The organism is Actinomadura napierensis, assembly GCF_039529375.1.
Lineage (GTDB): Bacteria > Actinomycetota > Actinomycetes > Streptosporangiales > Streptosporangiaceae > Spirillospora > Spirillospora napierensis.
Map to the genome: position 1 here is coordinate 44,705 of NZ_BAAAMR010000010.1, position 20,973 is coordinate 65,677.

Annotated in this window: 13 protein-coding genes and 2 CRISPR repeat arrays (1 of these 15 running past the window's edge); of the genes, 1 reads left to right on the forward strand and 12 read right to left on the reverse strand. The window is 70.0% G+C overall.

What is annotated here, in order from left to right; genetic code table 11:
- A CRISPR array of direct repeats spans positions 1 to 890; the repeat unit is 28 nt; unit sequence GAACCATCCCCGCGGGCGCGGGGCCGAC (it extends 604 nt beyond the left edge of the window).
- 18 nt (positions 891 to 908) lie between these two features.
- The 9 genes from cas2e to ABD296_RS08475 all read right to left on the reverse strand — a co-directional run bounded on the left by cas2e (position 909) and on the right by ABD296_RS08475 (position 15,131).
- Positions 909 to 1,220, reverse strand: a complete 312-nt coding sequence (cas2e, locus tag ABD296_RS08435; protein ID WP_344263312.1) for a type I-E CRISPR-associated endoribonuclease Cas2e — start codon at positions 1,218 to 1,220, stop codon at positions 909 to 911.
- Positions 1,217 to 2,236 carry a type I-E CRISPR-associated endonuclease Cas1e gene (gene cas1e, locus ABD296_RS08440; protein ID WP_344263314.1) on the reverse strand — a complete coding sequence of 340 codons (1,020 nt, stop codon included), beginning with the start codon at positions 2,234 to 2,236 and terminating at the stop codon, positions 1,217 to 1,219. Before cas1e ends, cas2e begins: the two co-directional genes overlap by 4 nt.
- Positions 2,237 to 2,995, reverse strand: a complete 759-nt coding sequence (gene cas6e / locus ABD296_RS08445) for a type I-E CRISPR-associated protein Cas6/Cse3/CasE (protein ID WP_344263316.1) — start codon at positions 2,993 to 2,995, stop codon at positions 2,237 to 2,239.
- 7 nt (positions 2,996 to 3,002) lie between these two features.
- Positions 3,003 to 3,788, reverse strand: a complete 786-nt coding sequence (gene cas5e / locus ABD296_RS08450) for a type I-E CRISPR-associated protein Cas5/CasD (RefSeq protein WP_344263318.1) — start codon at positions 3,786 to 3,788, stop codon at positions 3,003 to 3,005.
- Positions 3,789 to 3,799: 11 nt separating this feature from the next.
- A complete protein-coding gene (gene cas7e / locus ABD296_RS08455) occupies positions 3,800 to 4,945 on the reverse strand; it encodes a type I-E CRISPR-associated protein Cas7/Cse4/CasC (protein WP_344263320.1) in 1,146 nt (381 codons plus the stop codon).
- A 50-nt stretch (positions 4,946 to 4,995) separates the two neighbouring features.
- Positions 4,996 to 5,616, reverse strand: a complete 621-nt coding sequence (casB, locus tag ABD296_RS08460) for a type I-E CRISPR-associated protein Cse2/CasB (RefSeq protein WP_344263323.1) — start codon at positions 5,614 to 5,616, stop codon at positions 4,996 to 4,998.
- 31 nt (positions 5,617 to 5,647) lie between these two features.
- Positions 5,648 to 7,276 carry a type I-E CRISPR-associated protein Cse1/CasA gene (gene casA, locus ABD296_RS08465; protein WP_344263324.1) on the reverse strand — a complete coding sequence of 543 codons (1,629 nt, stop codon included), beginning with the start codon at positions 7,274 to 7,276 and terminating at the stop codon, positions 5,648 to 5,650.
- 221 nt (positions 7,277 to 7,497) lie between these two features.
- Positions 7,498 to 10,473, reverse strand: coding sequence for a CRISPR-associated helicase Cas3' (cas3, locus tag ABD296_RS08470; RefSeq protein WP_344263325.1), 2,976 nt, complete (start codon positions 10,471 to 10,473; stop codon positions 7,498 to 7,500).
- Positions 10,474 to 10,534: 61 nt separating this feature from the next.
- Positions 10,535 to 12,395: direct repeats of the CRISPR family, unit length 28 nt; unit sequence GTCGGCCCCGCGCCTGCGGGGATGGTTC.
- Between the two features lie 1,182 nt (positions 12,396 to 13,577).
- Positions 13,578 to 15,131, reverse strand: a complete 1,554-nt coding sequence (locus ABD296_RS08475) for a tyrosine-type recombinase/integrase (RefSeq protein WP_344263326.1) — start codon at positions 15,129 to 15,131, stop codon at positions 13,578 to 13,580.
- Between the two features lie 160 nt (positions 15,132 to 15,291).
- Here ABD296_RS08475 and ABD296_RS08480 point away from each other — a divergent pair, with 160 nt between their 5' ends.
- Positions 15,292 to 15,645 carry a hypothetical protein gene (locus ABD296_RS08480; protein ID WP_344263327.1) on the forward strand — a complete coding sequence of 118 codons (354 nt, stop codon included), beginning with the start codon at positions 15,292 to 15,294 and terminating at the stop codon, positions 15,643 to 15,645.
- A 356-nt stretch (positions 15,646 to 16,001) separates the two neighbouring features.
- Here the strand turns inward: ABD296_RS08480 and ABD296_RS08485 are convergent, their stop codons facing one another.
- From ABD296_RS08485 to ABD296_RS08495, 3 genes are all read right to left on the reverse strand, one after another.
- Entirely contained in the window at positions 16,002 to 18,554 is a 2,553-nt protein-coding gene (locus ABD296_RS08485) for a DUF4132 domain-containing protein (protein ID WP_344263328.1), read from the reverse strand.
- A gap of 121 nt (positions 18,555 to 18,675) precedes the next feature.
- A complete protein-coding gene (locus ABD296_RS08490; RefSeq protein WP_344263329.1) occupies positions 18,676 to 19,872 on the reverse strand; it encodes a cytochrome P450 in 1,197 nt (398 codons plus the stop codon).
- A gap of 17 nt (positions 19,873 to 19,889) precedes the next feature.
- On the reverse strand, positions 19,890 to 20,894 hold the full coding sequence (locus tag ABD296_RS08495; protein WP_344263331.1) for a PDR/VanB family oxidoreductase: 1,005 nt from the start codon (positions 20,892 to 20,894) through the stop codon (positions 19,890 to 19,892).
- Between the last annotated feature and the right edge of the window lie 79 nt (positions 20,895 to 20,973).

The window sequence follows — 20,973 nt, forward strand, 5'->3', positions numbered from 1 at the left end:
GCACCGGAACCATCCCCGCGGGCGCGGGGCCGACCGCGCTACCGCCAGGCCCCGGGCCACCGTCCCGGAACCATCCCCGCGGGCGCGGGGCCGACCGCCCACCGGGTCCCACGGGGACGTGGGTGCGGGAACCATCCCCGCGGGCGCGGGGCCGACGCCACCACCGGCACCCGCGAGGGTGACAACCTGGAACCATCCCCGCGGGCGCGGGGCCGACGGGTCGCCGTTGTGACGGGTGCGGCGGGTGCGGGAACCATCCCCGCGGGCGCGGGGCCGACGCCGGCGTCGCCTACCAGGACAACGGGCTGATCTGAACCATCCCCGCGGGCGCGGGGCCGACGTCCGCCCGGATCTGCGCCAGGCGGTACAGCTCGAACCATCCCCGCGGGCGCGGGGCCGACACGGCCCGCACGACCATGAGCAGACCCGCGCGAGAACCATCCCCGCGGGCGCGGGGCCGACACGGCCCGCACGACCATGAGCAGACCCGCGCGAGAACCATCCCCGCGGGCGCGGGGCCGACAGCAGCAAGGCCCTGCGCCAGGACGAGACGATGGAACCATCCCCGCGGGCGCGGGGCCGACACGTGGGGGCGCGTGCAGAAGATGACGCCCGCGGAACCATCCCCGCGGGCGCGGGGCCGACGTCTGCCAGGACTAGGACCCGGCGGGGTCTGCGGAACCATCCCCGCGGGCGCGGGGCCGACTCCGCCAGCCTCGGGAGCGGTCTCCAGACGATGTGAACCATCCCCGCGGGCGCGGGGCCGACGCCAGCGTCACCGTGTGGGAACTCGCGTCGCCGGAACCATCCCCGCGGGCGCGGGGCCGACTGTGCGGCGCGTCGAAATCATCGCCGCTGCCGCGAACCATCCCCGCGGGCGCGGGGCCGACACTTGTTGACCTGCGGGTTCACCTGGCGGAGGGCGTGTTTTCATTCGGTTGGTTTCGGTAGCGGGCGGAGAGGATGAGACCGTCGAAGTCGACGGGTTTCCAGCGGTCTTTGCCTGCGGTGCGGACGGACCAGCCTTGTTCGTTGGCGGCTGGTTCAACCAGGATGGCTTGGCCGTCGCCGATGCGGGTGGCGAGTAGGTCCCAGAGGCGGTCGCGGATGCGGCGGCTGGGATTGCCGACGAAGACGCCGGCGTGTACTTCGACCATCCAGCGGGTGAGGTGGCCACGGAGTCCTTCTGGCGCGGCGATGAGGACGACGACGGTGGTCATGTTGTGGTGTCGCTGCTGGGTGGGTCGAATTCCGGGCCGATGATGGCGAGGTGTTGGTCGCCCATGCCGGGTTGGATCAGGTCTTCGCTTCCGGAGTAGTTGAGGCCGCCGGAGACGGCTCCGGCTTGTTCGTCCCACAGTTGGTTGACGTCTTCGTCGATCGGGATGTGGGTGGCCTCGTCGGGGGTGAGGAGTGCTTTGACGTCGTGGACGATGCGTCCGAGGAGGCGGTTTTCGGCGATGAGGTCGCGTAGGCCGGTTCGGGCGTCGCGTTCGTCGGTGAGTCCTTGGGCGGCGAGGTCGAAGGCGAGAGGAATGGTGTAGTCGGCTTTGTAGAGGTCGGCGATGTCCAGAACGAAGGAGATGGCTGATCCGGTGTGGACGAAGCCAAGTCCGGGGCTGGCGCCGAGGCCGACGATGACGGCGTGGCAGATGCCGTAGAGGGCGGCGTTGGCGGCGGATAGGAGTCGGTTGAGGTCATCGCCGGCGGCGTGGGCGTCTCCGGCTTTGTATTCGCGGCGGTTCCAGGTGACGCCGGTGCGCTCGGAGTGCGTCTTGTAGAGCTTGCGGATGCGGGTGCCTTCACGTCCGCGGAGTTGTTGCATGGTCGCGGTGGAGACGTCTTCGCCGGGGAAGCGCATGGCGTACATGGCGCGGGCGACGTTGAGGCGTTCTTTGGGTCTGGTGACCAGGTAGGCCTGTTGGTTCAGGAGGCCGGCGCCGCGGGCGGGGCCGAGGCCGGAGGCGTAGAGACGGACGCCTTGTTGGCCGACCCAGCAGATGGCGGTGCTGGAGTCGCCCAGGAGGTTGACGGCGCCGTGGATGATACGGGTGCCGGGCCCGAGCAGGATGACGGCTACCAGGGCGGCGGGGATGCGCACGGTTTCGCGTTTGTTGATGACGACGACGGCGTTCTCATCGCGGTCAACGTGGCTGCGTTCGACGTAGACGCTGGAGATGCGGTCCTGGAGGCGGTGCAGATCGTGCGGGTGGGCCTTCCACCAGATGTCGGGCATTCAGCGTCCCGTCGCAGGCGCGAGGGTGAGAAGGCCGCAGCCGTAGGCTTTGGCCGGTCCAATGCCGTCCAGCAGGGCGCGGGTGAGCAGATCGGTGTCGGTGACCTGCAGCCGTCCTTGGAAGGTCGCGACGTGCAGGACCACGTGCCGCCGGTTGCCTTTGCTGAAGGAGAGCCGGTCGCGATGGATGATCCGCACGTCGGGCGCGGCGGTGGCTTCTTCGAGAGGCAGGATCGGCAGCTCGGGGTCGGTGCGGGCGGAGGGGATCTGGAATCCGTATCGGTCGGTTCGTTGGAGGAACCAGTTCAGTTGGTGGGCGGCGGTTCGGTGTCCGGTGCGGACGGACGTGCGGCGCTTGCGGTCGGGCTGAGTGTCCGCGCTGCTTTGAGCGTCAGTGCGTTTCGGGGGGCGGGGGATGTTCTGAACCGGGTTGACCGTCAGCCGGAAGGTGAACTCACGGCCGATGGCCAGTTGCGCCAGGAGCGGGGTGTAGTCGGCGACGACGCAGTGTTGGTTGTCGTCGGCAGCGGGCCATCCGGCGGCTTCGATCAGGTGGGTCCAGTCAGGCTTGGAGCGGGTGAGGGCGATCAGGTGGGGACGGTGGGGATTGTCGGTGTCCAGTCGCCACAGCCGGCGTTCGGTGTCGGGGGTCGCGGGGACGGCGGCACAGACGTTGCTGTGCATGGCCCGCGGGTTGGTGAGCAGTTCGCGGGATGTCTGCCGAAGGGGGTTGATGCGGACACGGGAAAGATAGGTCATGGTCGGTTCACCAGCCCAGCAGGGCGAAGGGGTCGTGGCCGGCATCGGTGGGCGCATCAGGGTCGGGAAATCCCGTGGGCGCTGAGACCCAGGAGTGGGCGACGCGTCGGCTGGCGAAGCGGCGGTCGCGTAGAGAGAACGACAGAGGGACGTCGTGCACGACGTCGTCGCCGTCGGGGGTCTCGATGGTCACAGGCAGGTCCATGCGGGGTGGGCGCCCGTGGCGACGTTGGAACTCGCGGCGTGCGGCGTGTCCGGCCTGCCATGGCTGTTCGGCGAGGGCGTCGTTCAGTGCCCCGTCGTACATGCCGAGAATAATCGGCTGGGTAGGCGGGCAAGAGCGCCGTCCGAGCGAGAGCGGGAACGCTGGGCGCCGCAGTGCTGCGCCCAAGGCGTCCACCAGCCCGGAAGGGCCTGAGACGCCGATGACGAAGACCGCGTCTTGCAGGTAGTAGCGCTGGGTGACGTGGGTGTGTTTGGCGGGCGAGGTGGGCTTCTGCACGCCTTTGGCGTTGACGGCCGCCTGCGGCAGCGGACGGCCGCGGTAGTCGCTGACCGTGTGGTAGTCGCGTAGGAGCGTCCCGGCTTGGTCGACTCGCACCCCGAGGGCGAGGTCGAGTAGTTCACCGGGCGGGTCTTCGCGGCGGCGGCCCTGTGCAGCGGCCAGCAGCCCGAGCACTCCGGACTTCGTCGGTTCGGGGCGGGTCTCACGCCGGTTGAAGCGGCTTTGATCGCCCCAGGACTGCAGGGGCCCGGCGAGCCGCAGGATCAACACCTGCTGGTGGTCTGCCATCGGTGCGAGCCTCAGTTCTGCCACGTGCGTGCCAGGACCTGGTCCAAGCCCTGCAGCAGGTCGTCGAAGGTCTGGTTGTCGCCGAATGCCCGCGCGATGTCATCGTCGGTGGCGCCGTCGAAGGCGTGCGAGACCGCGGCGTGGGCGGGCTCGTCACCCCATTGGCGGACCGAGCGCAGGTATTCACGGGCCAGGCGGCCGGCCGATTCGGCGGCGACGCCGCAGGCGGCACCAGAGGAGTCGGTGTCGGGAACGGGCCGTTCGAATGCCGAGACCAGGTTGACGGGCTGGTCATTGCGGACGACGACGGCGACCAGGCTGGGCCGGGTGCGGTGGGCGAAGGAGGTGATGTGCCCAGTGGGCATGGACAGCGCGAACGCCCGTCCGAACTGGCGGGTCGCGTCCAGAGCCGCCTCGGTGGAGCCGATGTTGTCGACCAACTGGTGCACGCCGATGGCGGCGTAACGGTAGAGGGTGGCTGAGTTGAAACCGATGCTGCCGATCATGCCCGCGCCGGTCTCGCCGAGCTCGTTGGCGTCATCGACCGCGGTGTAGTAGTCGGCTTCCAGCTCGACGCGGTGGGTCGACAGCGCGTGGGCGACCTGGGCGGCGGCGTCGACGTTGAGGGAGGGGATGTCGGCGACCATCCGTCCGAACAGCGCGACGCCCATCGGGTGGCCGTTCTTGAGTTCGTCGGCGATCTTCAGGTCTTTGACGGCGGCGGCCAGCTCGTCGTCGGACAGCGCGGCGAAGTCGGTGGCGCGGTCGGCGACCAGGTCGACGATGCGGTCGAGCTGACCGTAGCCGTAGTACAGCAGGTAGGCGGTGTCGCCGGCCTTGCGTCCGGCCTTGATTCCCAGGGGCTCCAGCAACGCCCCGGCCAGCCGCTGGGCCTGCTCGGGCTCCAGGCTGGTGCGGTCGTTTAGCCGCCCGGACAGCTGCTTGGCGATCTGCTTGGTGCGGGTTGACTGGTCGGCCTCGGGCAGGTGCCGGTCGAACTCGATGCGGGCCGCACGCTTCCATGCCTGCGAGGAGACACGGGAACGACGGACGCCGCCGAAGAACGCCTCCTTCGGGTTTCCCTGGTCGTCGCGGTTCAGGTTCGCCGGCGGGACGGTCTGCAGGATGTGGAACTCGACGTACTGCTGCTTGGGCATGCGTGACTCCTTGAAAGACGTTCGTGGTGAGGGTGGCCCGGTATCGCCGGTCAGGACAGAAGATTGCTTCCATCGGAGGCCGTGCCGTCGGCGGCAGCGTCATCGTTCCGCTGCGCCCAGACCTGGTACTCCATGGCCCAGCGACGGCGCGCGCCGCGACGGCCGTCCTCGTAGTGCCAGTCCTGGACGAGTCGCATCAGCCCGTCGTAGTCCAGTGGCTCGCCGATGACGCGGAGCTGCTCGATGAGGCCGCGCAGCCGCATGAGCAGCGCGGCGGGGTTGGTCGTCGTGGCGGCCGCGTTGACTCGTGCGTCCACGGCCTGGGCGCTGAAGCGGCCACTGCTGTGCAGGCGGTGCAACGCCATCCCCAGCGGCTTCTTCGGATGGTGCATCGAGCTTCGCTTGGACTGCTGGTGCAACCCGTACAGGGCCAGTGCGGCGTGCTCGGCCCGCTGCTCGACCGAAACCCGGCCGCGTTGGGCGAGTTGGTCGTCTACAGGGCAGGTGTAGAACCGCCACATGGACGGGACCTCGCCCGCTTCACGTCCCAGCCCGGCGCGAAGCGCTGCCAGATCCTCGCCGGGTGGAGGTCCGAGTGGACGGCCCGTGCGCGGGTCGCGGGTGAGCCAGTCGCCGTTGGTGTCAACGCGGTTCCAATAACGCTGAGACATGAGTACCTCGCGAATGAGTGAGGGGTGCGATCTAGCGCTCGTCCTTGGCGCGCGGCAGGACGCGGTTAAGCCGCTGGTAGAAATCGTTCACCGCCCTGCCCAAGGGATAGGGCTCAGCCAGCGTCCCGTCGGGCTTCCTGGTCCTGCGGCCCGCGAACACGTTTTCCGGCACGGCGGCGTGCACCGATTCGGCCACCTCCAGCGCCAGCCGCCGAGCCTCCTGCTCCCACGCCAGCAGCCCACGGTCGAGCATCTCGGCGTTCTGGACGGTCTGAAGGCCGCGCAGCAGACGCCGCATCACCGGGTCCAGCAGGTATAGCAGCCGCTCACCGGGGCGTTGCCCCTTGTCCCAAGGAATGGTTTCCAGGCCGCTGGCGCGACGCAGGTCGGCCGACAGGTAGTTGACGGCCTGCGCCAGCTGCTCGGCCTGCTCAGTGGCGTCCAGCACCGCGAAACGAACGCCGGCGTTGGCGCGCAGTGCCGCGACCGGAAGCGGCGTCAGGTCGTGCAGGACGTCCTCGATGATCGCGGACTGGTTGCCGTAGACCATTCCGAAGGTCTCGGCCCGCAGTGGGTACTGGTCGTCGATCAACTCCTCGGCTTCCAGGCCGCTGATCTGGTCGAGCAGCTCGCTGGTGTGAAACGCCGCGGTTTCGAGGGCCTCCACGGCGAGCAGTGCGTTCATCCCACGCCAGATCGCCTTGCCCGGCGTGTGCCGGAGCGGCCGCTGCGGCACAGGCTTCGCTGACTTCGCCGTCTTCTTGGCGGGTTTGTCGACGCGCCATGCCGTGTGCGGTTCCCAGTCGGGCGTCATCGAGAGCCGGTCGCCCGCCGCAACGAGCACGCTGGTCACGCGAATTCCGCCTGGAGTCTGCTCGGGGACGAGCCGGATCCGTCGCGACTGCCAGGTCCACAGGTCCAACAGCCCCTGCGCCGCCCGGCTCTCCCAGGCGGGGCCGATGGAGCGCCGCCACTGAGGGGACGCGAGCCGCCCCTCCACACCGATCGGGATGTTGAGCATAAGAGTCTCGTAGAGAGTCCGGCCGACCGGCACGACCACCCCCAACTGCCCGAGGGGCCCCGTAGGGTTGCCCGTCGTCTTCCCGGACTTGACCACCGGGTCCCCGACTGCACCGGTCTTGATCGCCGCAGTGTCCCAGCACTGCGCATGCAGCAACCACATCGCCGCATCGGCCGCAGTCAACGGCGGCGGATCACCCTCAGTCCGCGCGGAGAACAACGGCACGTTGTTACCGGTGGCCTCCACAGCGACCAGGAGCCCCGACCCCTTCGTCTCGTCCCTGGCCGTGCGCAGCCCGGCGACTTGAGCGAAGGGTGTCTCTGGATGGAACAGGTCGAACCGGGAACGATGCTCTTCCAGGTAAGCGTCGAGCTTGGCCAGCTCCGCCTCGCTGAAAGCCCCCTGGGCGAACCTTGCCGCCCACACTCGGCGATCGGCCGGAACTCCCAGAGCGTCCACGACGATCGGCAGGAGCACCTGCCGCAGCAACGCCGGCGCCTGCGTCGGAAGGTCGACGACGATCTCGCTGATATCGCCGGCACGGTGCAGGGCCCCTCGCAGCCCCATCGGTTCAATGGTCTGCCCGTCACCGAGCCGCGTACGCAACCATTCCTCGATGACCAGGTCGAATGCAGGCATCGTCGTTTCCTTAAACGGTTCTGTATAGAGGAATCGACCGTAGCTCGGTCAGCCGCGAGCCGTCGGGGATATGACAGGGTTGGCCAGACGCGGCCTTACGGTGGACAGGTCCGGATTGATAGCCCCGCCTCGACGGGGATGGCTCTCGGTTGTGTATGAGCAGCGAGTTGGCCCCGCGGAAGCGGGGAGAAGGCGGGACGGCGATTGCCGTCCCGCCTTCTTCAGCGTGGCCCTGTCACCACCAGGCCCAGCGACGGGTCGTAGCGGAGGGTGTGTTCGCCAAGCCGAGCCGCACCAGACGCGTCCAATGGCAAAGCGCGGCTGTAGCGCAGCCAGGGGTGATCGCGCCACCCGCCCAGCGGCCCCAAGTCCACTTCGGCCGCCTCGGTCAGCTTGGCGGGGAGACGGACGGTTCCGCCGAGCACGTCCTCCAGCACGTCCCGGGAAGCCTCGCCTTGTGTCCCGAGCGATCTGCCCGACAAAGCCCGGTAGGCGCGATCGTCTCGTCGCACCAGCACCACCTCGACGCTCCGGTCTCCGTCGCGCACGACCGCCTGGTGGCGTTCCTCGCTCAGTCCCTCGCTCATTCCGCCACGATGCAGCCCCTCCAAAGTGCGTCGCGTGTGTTCGCCGGCTCGCGCGAGCAGGAAAGGCTCGGCGCTCTCGGCTCGTGCCCGCTGCCGGGTCTCCCAGTCGGTACGTGCTTGACGTTCTGCCTCGGCCCAGGACGCGGGGACCGAATAGCGTTCCCGGCCGTATACGTCAGCGACCAACTGCGGGACCTGCCCGGGGATCGACCAGCGCTCACCTGCGGCTGCGCACACCAGAGCCGCTGTCCGCAACAGCAGATACCGGCCATAGATGGCTTCGGCGGCTGCCGGGAACTCAGGTGGCGCGTCATCTTCAGGGCGAAACCCGGTGATGACGACACGCGGCTCGACAACCGGCCGTGGACGCCGCACACCAACGTGCCGGTGAGTGCGTCCGATTCGCTGCAACAGCAGATCTATCGGAGCCAGATCCGTGACCAGCAGATCGGCGTCCACATCGAACGACTGCTCAGCGAGTTGTGTCGCCACCAGAATCCTACGAGCAGGGCGGCCGGGACCATCTGACTGCGGCGGCCCCAACGCCCGCAGACACTCCTCGGTCCGATCGGCGCGGTCGCTGGCGTTGAGCCGTCCATGCAGCAGGCGCACGTCATCGCCGAACACTCCGTGCAGGGCCTCGAAGGTGTCCTGCGCGCGAAGGACCGTATTACGGATCACCAGGGCACATCCGCCCTCGGCGAGCTGATTCCGCAGTAGCGAGAGCACCTGCGCATCTCCGGTGGACATCCCATCATCCGGCAGCGCCGCAGCATTGATGGGCTCCGGGAGAACCTCCACTTCGACCTGCAGGTCCCCTCGCCAGGAGTCGCAGTTCTCTACCAGGCGCCCGACCGACGTCTCCGTCCTCCACACGGCCGTCACATTCGGGTAGCCGGTGGGCTCGGGTATCGCCGTGCTTTCCGAGGCGTCCGAATCTTCGTGGTGTCCCGCGCCCGCCAGGTAGGCAGCTACCAACTCCCGGCGCTGCGCCGCCGGCAGGGTCGCCGACAGCAGCACGACCGGCACCCGTGCCTGCCCCAGCCAACGCAACCCCTCGGCCAGGAACTGCGACATATAGACGTCGGCCGCGTGCACTTCGTCTAGGACCACGACCTTGCCGGCCAGACCCGCCATGCGCAGCATCACGTGCTTGGTACGAGTGGCAGCGAACAGTAGCTGGTCGATCGTCCCCACCACGAACGGGCTCAGCAGCCCACGCTTGGCTCCAAGGAACCATTCCGCCGGCGCGCGACGCTCCGCAGCCGCCTCTGGACAGCACGAACCGCCGGACACCCCGTAAGGGTCATCGAGACCGAATTCGTCTTCTGCGATACCGGTGTACCGGTCATCTGCGGCAGTCTCATCGTCTCCGAGAAGCCCTTGCCACTGCTTGTTGAACATCCGCTTGCCATGCAGCAGCGCCACCTGGGAAGCCAGCGAAGGCGAGATCGTCTCAACCCAGGACCGAACATTGGTGAACATCGGATCGCACGTCGCCTGCGTGGGCATCCCGACGAACACCCCGTCCATGCCCCACCGGGCGGCCAAGAACTCCGCGGCCACCAGCGCCGCCTTCGTCTTCCCCTCCCCCATCGGCGCCTCGACTACGACCAGGCCAGGCGCCTTCATACGGCTGACGACGTCCACCACCATCGACTGTGAAGGGCGAGGATCGTCCCCGAAACGCTGCTCGAAAACGCTCACAGCGGGCTCATCCAACTGACCCCAACCACCGCGCAGCCCGAGCCTTTGCCACGCTTCCCCAGCGCGATCCCGAGCCCCCTGAAGACTCACCCGCTCGAACTCGTCCACGCCCTCAAAATGGTGTTGGTCGCTGGCGATCCAGTCCGCCATTACGACAAAACCGCTCAACTGCAGTTGCACCGCTCGACTCGGCGACCCCACCGGTTCGACTTCTGCGATGCCTTCGAACCCCAACGCCCTCGTGAAAACATCGATCAACGCCCGACGCGCAGCGTCCCATCCCAGTCCTCTACCGCTCAGCCGCCCTTGGGCGCGCGGAGGCTCTTCCGCATGGCCGAGCGTGGGGAACAGACCATGATGACCCGCGATCAGCGGCCACACCCAATCGATGTTGTCTTCTGCCCAACCTGCCTCGGCGAGGGACCTGCGCATCAGGGCACCGCCTGCCCGATCATGACGCCAGCGGTGGCGCGCAACCACACGCTGATCCCACGTCAGACCAGCACCAAGCACGCGAGCCGCCCCAGCAGCATCCATGTGCTGAAACGCAGGAGTCGCCTTTCCGAAATCGTGGATCCCGCACAGCCAGGCGAACAACTGACGCCCCCCACATTTACCTGCAACGCCATCGAGCACCCTGCGTACCGACGGCGCCAGATAGTGATCCCAGATCAACTCGGCAACCGCAGCCGTGTCCAACAGGTGCTGCAGCAGCAAGTTGGAACGTCCGCCGGCCTGGCCCGCGCTCTTGCCCCACAGAACCGCCAGAGGATTTGGAGCGCTCGTGGTCGACCTCTCGGTACTCACAGCGCGCAAGGTAGCCGAGCCCACTGACAGAACCGTTCGCCCTATAGGCTGGGCCGACCAGCGGCAGAGATACCAAGCCCGAGCATCGTTGATCATGATCACAAAGCAACCGAATGAAAACCGGCCCCTTTGCCGGTAACGCCGCAGGTCAGGAAGTGTCGGCCCCGCGCCTGCGGGGATGGTTCTCGGCGCGCTCGGGCGGCCGGGGCAGCTGTTTGGTCGGCCCCGCGCCTGCGGGGATGGTTCCCGCGCATCACCGGCGGGGACCCCTTCGACCTGGTCGGCCCCGCGCCTGCGGGGATGGTTCCCTGCGCTACCGCACCCACAGCAACGGGCAGCCGTCGGCCCCGCGCCTGCGGGGATGGTTCCTGGTGCGGGGCCGGCTTGACGCGCTGCGCCCAGTCGGCCCCGCGCCTGCGGGGATGGTTCGCACGCCGCGCAGATCGCCCCGGGCGGCGGGACGTCGGCCCCGCGCCTGCGGGGATGGTTCGTAGGCGCGCACGGCGTGCCCGGCCGCGGGTAGGTCGGCCCCGCGCCTGCGGGGATGGTTCGCTCCGGGTGCTGAACAGGCGGGAGTAGGGCGAGTCGGCCCCGCGCCTGCGGGGATGGTTCAGGACGACGGTTCCGCGCCGTCGGGTCGACTCAGTCGGCCCCGCGCCTGCGGGGATGGTTCTGTCGGTGATGTTCACCGCACCGCCCTGGCGCTGTCGGCCCTGCGCCTGCGGGGATGGTTCGGAGCAGTACGCCTCGGTCATGGGCAGCGCGCCGTCGGCCCCGCGCCTGCGGGGATGGTTCGTCGCCCCCTGGGACGTCCATGGGGACGCGCCGGTCGGCCCCGCGCCTGCGGGGATGGTTCCAGATTGGCCACGCTCTTGCCCGTCCAGCTATCGTCGGCCCCGCGCCTGCGGGGATGGTTCCTGTTCCCCTACCCCGACACCACCCCGGAGACCGTCGGCCCCGCGCCTGCGGGGATGGTTCCCTGCCGCGTCGCGTGGCGGCCCGGAACTGGCGGTCGGCCCCGCGCCTGCGGGGATGGTTCCTGGTAGGCGACGCCGTCCTTCTCCCCTTGCGAGTCGGCCCCGCGCCTGCGGGGATGGTTCCCGTTCGTCTTGGCCGCCGGCGGCCCACCATGTGTCGGCCCCGCGCCTGCGGGGATGGTTCCGTGCTGCGGGTCTGCGTCGACACCAAGACCGGGTCGGCCCCGCGCCTGCGGGGATGGTTCTGGCGTCCAGGAGCCGCCGCATGTACCGGCCCCGTCGGCCCCGCGCCTGCGGAGATGGTTCATCACCACCGCATCGCAAGCAGGAGACGGTCTCAGTCGGCCCCGCGCCTGCGGGGATGGTTCCCCATCGGGGCGGGGGCTCTAGCCGGCCCCCGCGTCGGCCCCGCGCCTGCGGGGATGGTTCTTCGACGTCAACGGCGGCGCGCAGATGTGGGAAGTCGGCCCCGCGCCTGCGGGGATGGTTCCGGAACGGGGTCACTCATCGTGAGGCCGCGGGCGTCGGCCCCGCGCCTGCGGGGATGGTTCCCGCAAGGAGCTGTACGGCCCGAAGGCGTCGATGTCGGCCCCGCGCCTGCGGGGATGGTTCTCGATCAGCGACGCCCACCCCTGGCAAGACCAGGTCGGCCCCGCGCCTGCGGGGATGGTTCGGCCGGCGCGTCATTGGCGCTTGCAGTCGAGGGGTCGGCCCCGCGCCTGCGGGGATGGTTCGAGGAGGGCACGACGTGGCGAGCGGTAACGGGCGTCGGCCCCGCGCCTGCGGGGATGGTTCCGTCATCGAGATCCCCGAGTTGGGGTGGTCGATGTCGGCCCCGCGCCTGCGGGAATGGTTCTGGTCGGTGTACTCGAAGACTCCGACTCCTTCTGTCGGCCCCGCGCCTGCGGGGATGGTTCCGGCACCGTCGCGCTGTACGACACCGCCGCGCAGTCGGCCCCGCGCCTGCGGGGGATGGTTCCTGACCGGGCGATGCCCGCGTGGTCCTCCATCTGTCGGCCCCGCGCCTGCGGGGATGGTTCTCTGGGGGCCTGGTGATTCAAGGCCAGGCCTCAGTCGGCCCCGCGCCTGCGGGATGGTTCGCTCTCGACCACCGGCTGGTACGGGACCCGCATGTCGGCCCCGCGCCTGCGGGGGTGGTTCGAGCGCATCCGTGCCCGGGGGATCGGCGCGCGCGTTGGCCCCGCGCCTGCGGGGATGGTTCGGTGGTCCGCTACCTCTACATACAGGTAGGCGGGTCGGCCCCGCGCCTGCGGGGATGGTTCGCTAGTGGCGGCGGTCGCGACGTGGCTGTGGAAGTCGGCCCCGCGCTTGCGGGGATGGTTCGCGCGAGTTCATCGCCCTCGAGGCGGCCGGCCCGTCGGCCACGCGCCTGCGGGGATGGTTCCGGTCCGCGCGCCACCGACTGGTCATGGATCGCATCGGCCCCGCGCCCGCGGGGATGGTTCGCAGAAAGCCCCGGCCGACCGGCCAGGGCTTCGGCCGGCCCCGCGCCTGCGGCGATGGTTCTCTGGCGGGGCTGAGTGCCGGGATTTGGCGGGGGTCGGCCCCGCGCCTGCGGGGATGGTTCCGCGGTGTAGATCTGCGTCGTCGTGACGCTCGCGTCGGCCTCGCGCCTGCGAGGATGGTTCCGCCGGCCGCCGCCGCCCCTCCTCGCCCGGCCGGTCGGCCCCGCGCCTGCGGAGATGGTTCGGTGACCCGCGCCGTGAACGGCATCTCGAAACCATCGGCCCCGCGCCTGCGGGGATAGTTCGGCGCTCGACGGCGACTACGCGCTGCGGTTGCGGTCGGCCTCGCGCCTGCGGGGGATGGTTCCAGGCACCCCAGGGCGTACGCCTCCAGCGCGCCGTCGCCCCCGCGATTGCGGGGACGGTTCTCGGTAGACGCGGGCGCCGTCGCCAGTGACCGAGTCGGCCCCGCGCTTGCGGGGATGGTTCCCAGACGGCGCGGCGCGTGCTGTAGGAGTAGGGGTCGGCCCCGCGCCTGCGGGGATGGTTCCTCGGCAACGTCTTGGGCGCACTCGGTCTGGATGTCGGCCCCACGGCCGCGGGGATGATTCCCGTCGTCGAGCTTTCGCGCGATGGGGCGTCCGGTCGGCCCCACACCTACGGGGGCGGTCCCTGATCAGGTACGTGGCCGCCAGCGCGCTGGCGACCACGTGTCCCGGCCTCCATCAGCCTGAGGTCTGCGAGTGCGGCAGGAGTATCAGTTGCCTGTTGGGATTTGCATGGCGGTGAGGGTGTCGGTGACCAGGTGCAGGTCTGGACGGGAGGTGGAGCTTTCGGCTGCGATCCGGCGTGCGAGGGGAGGGTCGATCATGGCTTGCATGCGGTTCATCATCCTCTCCATGCGCGCCAGCATCGCCTCCTGCGGGTCCGGTTGCTTGGCCTCATAACCCAGCAGCACATTCATCGTGGTTGCCGCGGCTTCGCTTTCCTCAGCCAGCGCCCACACGTAGTGGGTGGTGGAGGTCAGATCGTGGTGGCCCAGCCGAGCCTGGACGTCCGGCAGCGGGACACCGTGCGCCAGCAGGAGCGAGGCGTGGGAGTGGCGCAGCTGGTACGGGGTTATGTCGACGCCGACGGCCCTACGGGCCGGGATCCACATGGTGCTCCACTCACTAGACGCCAGGTAGTCGTTACCGTCCCGGCGGACCCGCTGGCGAGCCACCTTGCCCTTGCGAGCCATCGCCTGCACCCGATACGCCGACCGGTAGTCGCGGAATGCCTGCACGCACGGCCCACACCGGCACCCGTGCTTACGGTAAGTACTAACTTTGGTGTGAGTGACCCGTGCTCCGGTCACGGGCGAGATGAAGCCGGTCTTGGCGGCGGCCTGCATCTCCTCTTCAGTGCAGCGTGGGAGGTTAACCCACGCCGTGTCCGGTTTGAACAGCCGCACCGGAAAGATCAGGTCATCGGTTTTCAGTCCGTGTTCTTGGACGTGGGCGCGGATCTTCTCCACCAGCGGTCTGCCGATTTTGAATCGGCGGTGCTCGCCGTTCTTGGTGTAGGGGCGGGTCACGAACCGACCACCGGTCGGGTGGAACTGCTGCGCCACCTCCACAGTCGACCTGCACACCTTCAGCATGCCGGTGTCGTAGTCCAGATCTCCTTCCTGGAAGGAGATCGCCTCACAGAAGCGAACTCCGCTGGAGATGATGTACTCGGCGAACAGCCGCTGCGTTGGCAACGGCAGCTTGTCGCACAGTTCCCAGAACACCGTCTCGTTGATGACTTTGATGTTCTTGTGCGCGGACTGCTTACCGACGTTCAGTCCCCGGACGGGGTTGTCGCTGCGGTAGCCCAGCCGGATCGAAAGGGCGATCATGGCGGAGAGGACCGTCCGGCAGGACCGCCGCGTGTTCACCGTCTGCCCTGCCTCCGCCAGCCAGGTGAAGTACTGGATGGCGCGGGCCGAGTCGATTGTCGCCACCCGGTCGGCCTTCAGGTACGGACGGACGTGATTGATCCAGGTCCCGAAGTACGTCTGCATCGTGTTCGGCTCGACCCGGTGATGCCGCTGGAAGACCGGCCAGAACTCCTCGAACGTCATGGCGCGCCGCTGCGCCAGCGTCATCTCCCCCAGGACTCCGCTCTCACGTCTGTTCTGCTCCCGGCGAGCCGCTGTCAGCGCCTCCAGTTCGTTGTCGTAGGTGCCGGCCGACCGAGGCGTCTCGGTCCTGTCGTAGTACATCCCCGTGTACCGGGTCGCCCCGGTGCGCTTGCTTACCTTCCTGACTACGTACGGCTGCCGCATCGACTCCTCCTCTCAACCGGAGAACGAGTTAGCGAATCGGCTAGTGGACTGCCTGGCACAGCCCCACACCAGCCACCATCATGCGCGATTAAAAGGTACGTCTACCTGCGATTTTCCTTAAAATCAACAGCTCCGCTGAGTCTGGGAGGGCTCAGGCAACGTGGCGGCGCTGGACGTCCTGCGGGCGATGGCCAAGGAGCCGCAGACCGTCGAGGCGTTCTTCGCCGAGGTCGGCCGGGCCGCCGGAGCCGACCCGCGGCTCGACGCCGCCGTCACCGGGGTCAAGGACTCCCTCCAGGACCTCGCCACCGTCCAGGTCCGCGCCCGCCGCATCGTCGAGCGGATGGCGCTCGTCCTGCAGGGCTCGCTGCTGGTCAGGCACGGTCACCCCGCCATCGCCGACGCCTTCTGCGCCACCCGCCTCGCCGGCGACTGGGGCTCCGCCTTCGGCACCCTCCCGCCCGGCCTGGACCTAGTCCCGATCATCGCCCGCACCACCCCGAAACTCGGCTGAGCCCGCACCAGGATCGACGTACTCGGGTCCACGCACCGGCCCCTGCAATGGTCATCAGCGCTGGACTGGGCGAAGGCCGGTCGAGCGCAACCCCGAGAACGAACGTCGCTCCAACGGACGCGGCGATCAAGTTCATCGCCCGCAGGTACCACGGCTGTGCGAACACATCGGGTTCGTTCTGGGCGGGTGGCACCTTTTGCGCGGCCGCGTCCGGGGTCCAGGTCCGGCACACGAACTGGTGCCGGGCGTCTACGGCGGCCTGGACCGCAGGATCGGCGACCGAGGTGCGGGCCGCCATGAACCCGCCATGCGGATCGCCGTCACCTCCCGCTGCCACTGCTCCACACGTTGACCGGTCAGGGCCGTTCCGTGGGGCCGACCAGGCCGATGAGGTCGGTGAGGATTTCGGAGGCCGTGGCGGGGTCGAGCTCGCCGAAGGTGTGTGCGCCGACGCGGTCGCCGAAACCGGCGGGGCGGTCGTTGAGCCGGACGTCCGTCAGGCGCTGCTCGGGAACGCGGTCCTCCGGGTCGACGGCGATCCCGGGACTGAGTGTGATCATGACGTGCAGGCCGTCGGCCGCGGGGCGGGAGACCCAGACCTGCTCCGGGCTTCCGGACGGGCGATGGCGCTCCCAGCCGCGACGGTCCAGGTCCAGGACCCGGCCGAGGGGGACGGTGCGCCCTTCGAAGCGTTCGAGACGGCCGCCCTTCAGCTCGGCGTCGGTGAGGGTGTGCACGGTCCGCCCGATTTGCGGGAACGGCTGCAGGATCTCGTAGTCGGCGAAGATCTCCGACCAGGTGCCGAGAGGGAGCAGCGCCGGGTGCGGGATGGTGACGCGGGCGGTGGCGGGCAGGGTGAACGCGTCGTCGTGGACGTCGCTGAGCGTGCGGTCCTCGTCCAGGCGGAACGCCTCGCCTTCGCCGGTGGCCCAGACGAGGCGGCGCGCGATGTGCCGGACCAGCGGGTGGCCGGCGAAGAGGGCGTGGAACTCGGCCGCCGTCCATGACCTGCCGGTCACCATGGCCCGCTCCAGGCGGGCGACCTGGCCGGCGGCGATGGCGCGCACGTCCTTCTTGAGCTGCTTGAAGTGCTCGTATGCGGCGTGCGCCGTCTCGGGGTCGTCGGTGGCGGCGGGCTTGGGCAGGGACGCGCGGCGCTTGCCGCCGGGGCCGGTGACGTAGGGTGCGAGCCGCTCGTCGAAGCCGACGGTGAAGCGGCGGGGGCCGTAGTCCAGGACGAGGGCGCCGTCCGCGTCCAGGTCGAGGTCGGGGACGAGGCGGTCGGCGAGCTGCTCGGCGGTGAGGCCGCGTTCGCGCGCGGCCCGGTCCAGCTCTCGTTCCGCCGCCTCCCGCAGGCCTCTGAACCTGGCCTTGCGGGCGAGGTGGTCGAGCTGCCGCAGCGCCGCGTCGGTGCCGATCCCGGTGAACACCCCGAGCGCGAGCCGGGCTTCGCGGTGGCGCTTGCTCTTCGGCCAGTCGCCGACGATCGGGGTGAGGCGCCGCGCCGTGGTGTCGTCGCCGAACCGTGCGAGGGCCGCGCGGACCCACCCCCCGTCCGGTCGGGGCAGCCTGCGGAACTCGTGGGTCTCGAACAGCGCCCAGGCGAACTCGGCCAGCGAGCCCGGATCGCACAGGTCGGCGACGGCCGCGACGCCCGGGTGCCCGTCCGCGAGCATCGCGACGAAGTGGCCGGTGACGTCGGCGGGCAGGGCGTGCTCGCGGCCCTTGAGCAGGATCTGCGGGAGCCGCGTCACGTCGACCCATCCGACCGGTGCCGGCGCCGGCGCCGTCCACGGGACGGGTTTCTCGGGACGCGGCGCCGGCGGTCCGAGCCTCTCGGCCGTCATGCGGTCGGCCTCCGGCAGCGCCGGGACGACCGACCCGACCAGCCGCGGATGCGAGCGCAGGTGACGGCCGAGCAGCTCGGCGACCGCCGGGCGGGTCCCGGCCAGCCGCGCCAGCACGGGCACGGCCCGCACCGGGAACCGCTCGATCGCCCGGACCGCGCGCGCATGGGCGTCCGGATCCCTGGCGTGCGTCAGCAGGATCCGCAACGCCTCGTCGCTGGGGACGCCCGCGAGCGCGTCCATGACCTGCAACGGCGCCGGGGCGCCGGGGATGACGTCGCCCAGGAGCGGCACTGCGCCGGCGCCGAGGCCCTCGATCAGCGTGCTCATGACGGGCAGGACGGCCTCGTCCGGACGGAGCCCGGCGCGTGCTCCGAGCAGGGCGAGGTGCTCCGCCGAACCCACCGAGCACATCAGCAGCCAGTGCACCGTGTCGGCCTGGACGCCGGCGTCCTCGGCGCAGCACTCGGCCACCCAGTCGGTGCGGTCGGGGACCAGGAAGGAGACCAGGGCCCTGCGCAGCGGATCCCGGCGATGCCCGCCGAGTCGCCCGACCGCGGCCCGGTGCTCCCGCTCGGGGGCGGCGGCGAGCAGTTGCCGCAGTTTGCGCGCCGTCCCCTCGTCCACCCAGTGCCGGGGGCTGGCGGGGGTCTCCGTCAGGAACCGGACCCACCGCGGCGGTGCGGCCTTCTCGACCATGACCGCATGCCGCTCGACGAACGCGCATGCCGCGAACGCGAGCCCGTGCTCGCCGACCCAGCCGTCCGCCAGGACGGGACCGTTGCCGCGGTCGGTCAACCTCACCACGATCGCCGCGAGCGCTCCCGCCCCCAGCGGATCGGGCTCGCCGGACAGGTGATGCCGCACCCGCTCCCCGACCTGCTGATCGGTGCCGCCGCTCCGCAGCACCGCCGCGATCAGAGCCTCGTTGCGTTCCACCTCGGCACGGACGGTCGCCGCGGCGGCGGTGTCGATCTCGGGAACCTCACCGGCGGCTCCACCGCGGCGCGGGAAGTATCCGGGACCGGTCGGCGGATCCTCGGGCAGGGGGCGATCATCCATGCCCCCGCACCGTAGCCTGCCGGCCCGACGTTCGCGGGCGGATACCGCGCCGCCGTCCGATCCGGGCACGGGCGCCGGGCTCTGTGGGACTTGGTGCAGATCTTTCTTGTGAACGGCCGGATCAGGCTCGGGCGATGCGGATGGGCATTGAGGCCCAGGAGCGCAGGGTGTTGTTGAGGTGGCGCGCCGGCGTCGCGGTCGGTTCGATGTGGCGGACGCGGCGGGCGAGGGCGGTCAGCAGCGCTTCGGCTTCCAGGCGGGCGACGTGCTGGCCGACGCACTGGTGCAGCCCCATCCCGAAGCCGACGTGCGCGGACGGGTCGCGGGACAGGTCGAAGGCGTCGGGTGAGGTCCAGCGGCGCGGGTCGCGGTTGGCGGCGCCGAGGAACATCAGGATCTTCCTGCCTTCGGGGATCGCGGTGCCGGCGATCTCGACGTCGGTGGTGGCGGTGCGGAAGAAGGTCTGGACGGGTGACTCCCATCGCACCGCCTCGTCGAACGCGACGCGCGCGAGCGCGGGGTCGTGGCGGAGGCGTTGCCACTGGTCGGGGTGGGTGGCGAAGGCGTAGATGATGGCGGCCAGCGCGTGGACGGTGGTGTCGACGCCGGCGGTCAGCAGCGAGCGGACCACCAGCGGGGCCTGCTCGTGGGTGATGTCGCCGTGGTCGGCCGCCGCCCAGATCCGCGCGCCGAACCCGCCGTCGGTGAGGTTGTCGCGGGCGCACTGCGCGTTCACCCGGCCCGACAGTTCGGCGACCCGCGGCGTGCCCTTGGCGACCAGGGCGTTCTGCGGGCCGAAGGCGTTGAAAGCGTGGTCGCCGTAGGGCAGGAGGTGCTCGCGGCCGTCGCGGGGCAGGCCGACCGCGTCGGGGAACACCCGCAGCGGAAACGCCTGGGCCAGCGCCGGTACGGCGTCGAACTCGGTGTCGGTGAGCACCTCGTCGACGAGGGCTTCGGCGTCGGCGTGCCATGCCTCGCGCAGCCGCCGCAGCGCGCGCGGGCCGAGGATCTTGGTCAGGACGGCTCGTGGCGCGTCGTGGCGGGGAGGGTCGGCCTCCAGCAGGAGGCTCGGCGGACGCCATGGCTTCTCGTGGCGGAAGTTGGCGAGTCCGACGCCCGCGCCGGACTGGAAGGACTGCCAGTCGGTCAGTGCGGTGTGGACCTGCTCGTAGCGAGCGAGTCCGTAAACGTCGTACCGGGGCAGATGGACGACGGGGCCGGCGTCGCGCAGTTCGGCCTGGAACGCCAGGGGGTCTTGCAGAATCTCTTCGTCGAAGGGGTCGGCGCTCAGCGACGGTGGAGCGGTGGTGGCGGTCATCGGGTTCTCCTCGCGGGTCACAGGTCCAGGACGAGGCGGGGGCTGTTGGAGCGGGACACGCACACGAACATGCAGTCGCCGGCGGCGCGTTCGGTCTCGTCCAGCAGCGAGTCGCGGTGGTCGGGTACGCCGTCCAGGACGGTCGTCTCGCAGGTCCCGCACAGTCCTTGGCGGCACGACGACAGGACGGGCACGCCCGCGTCGCCGAGCGCCTGCAGGAGCGATTGGTCGCGGGCGACGCTGAGGGTCCGACCCGAGCGTCGCAGTTCCACCTCGAAGGACGTGTCGGCGGAGGTCATGTCCTGATCGGCGGCGACGAAGCGTTCCGTGCGCAGGCAGCCGGGTGGCCAGGCGGCGCATCGCCGTTCCACCGCGTCCAGCAGCGGGCCAGGGCCGCAGCAGTACACCTTCATGCCATCCGGCGTCTCGGGTAGCCACGCGTCGAGTTCGAGGAGGCCGTGCTCATCTTCGGGGCATACCGTGACCTTGTCGCCGTAGGGGGCGAGTTCGTCCAGGAACGCCATCGACGAGCGGGTGCGCCCGCCGTACAGCAGCCGCCACTCGACGCCCAGCATCTCCGCCTGAACGATCATGGGCAGCAGCGGCGTGATCCCGATCCCGCCGGCGACGAACAGGTACCGCTCGGCGGGGGCCAGGCGGAAGTTGTTGCGCGGCCCGCCGAGCCCGGCCAGGTCACCGGTCTCCAGTTCCTCGTGGACGAAGGCCGACCCGCCGCGGCCGGCCGGCTCGCGCAGCACGCCGATCCGGTAGGTGCGGGCGTCCCAGCGGTCGCCGCACAGCGAGTACTGCCGGGTCAGGCCGTTCGGAAGCACGAGGTCGATGTGCGCGCCGGGCGCCCAGTCCGGCAGCCGCCCGCCGTCCGGGCGCGCCAGCGTCAGCGTCACCACGCCGTCGGAGACCGGAGTCTTGGCCGCGACCAGCAGGTCCGTCACGCTGGACGGGTTCGCCGCCGCGGGCCGAGAGGCGGACGGCGCATCCGCCGCAGGCATGTCGATCGCCATGAGGACGTTCCTCGCAATCCAGGGGTGGAGTTCCGAGCATCATCCGAGCGACCTTTGACGACCACGGCTTTCTCATTGG

Coding starts and splice junctions, on each gene's coding strand:
- ABD296_RS08485 (WP_344263328.1), bottom strand. CDS start 18,554: ATGGATGATCGCCCCCTGCCCGAGGATCCGCCGACCGGTCCCGGATAC.
- casB (WP_344263323.1), bottom strand. CDS start 5,616: ATGTCTCAGCGTTATTGGAACCGCGTTGACACCAACGGCGACTGGCTC.
- cas3 (WP_344263325.1), bottom strand. CDS start 10,473: ATGATCAACGATGCTCGGGCTTGGTATCTCTGCCGCTGGTCGGCCCAG.
- casA (WP_344263324.1), bottom strand. CDS start 7,276: ATGCCTGCATTCGACCTGGTCATCGAGGAATGGTTGCGTACGCGGCTC.
- ABD296_RS08495 (WP_344263331.1), bottom strand. CDS start 20,894: ATGGCGATCGACATGCCTGCGGCGGATGCGCCGTCCGCCTCTCGGCCC.
- cas1e (WP_344263314.1), bottom strand. CDS start 2,236: ATGCCCGACATCTGGTGGAAGGCCCACCCGCACGATCTGCACCGCCTC.
- cas2e (WP_344263312.1), bottom strand. CDS start 1,220: ATGACCACCGTCGTCGTCCTCATCGCCGCGCCAGAAGGACTCCGTGGC.
- cas6e (WP_344263316.1), bottom strand. CDS start 2,995: ATGACCTATCTTTCCCGTGTCCGCATCAACCCCCTTCGGCAGACATCC.
- ABD296_RS08475 (WP_344263326.1), bottom strand. CDS start 15,131: ATGCGGCAGCCGTACGTAGTCAGGAAGGTAAGCAAGCGCACCGGGGCG.
- cas5e (WP_344263318.1), bottom strand. CDS start 3,788: ATGGCAGACCACCAGCAGGTGTTGATCCTGCGGCTCGCCGGGCCCCTG.
- cas7e (WP_344263320.1), bottom strand. CDS start 4,945: ATGCCCAAGCAGCAGTACGTCGAGTTCCACATCCTGCAGACCGTCCCG.
- ABD296_RS08490 (WP_344263329.1), bottom strand. CDS start 19,872: ATGACCGCCACCACCGCTCCACCGTCGCTGAGCGCCGACCCCTTCGAC.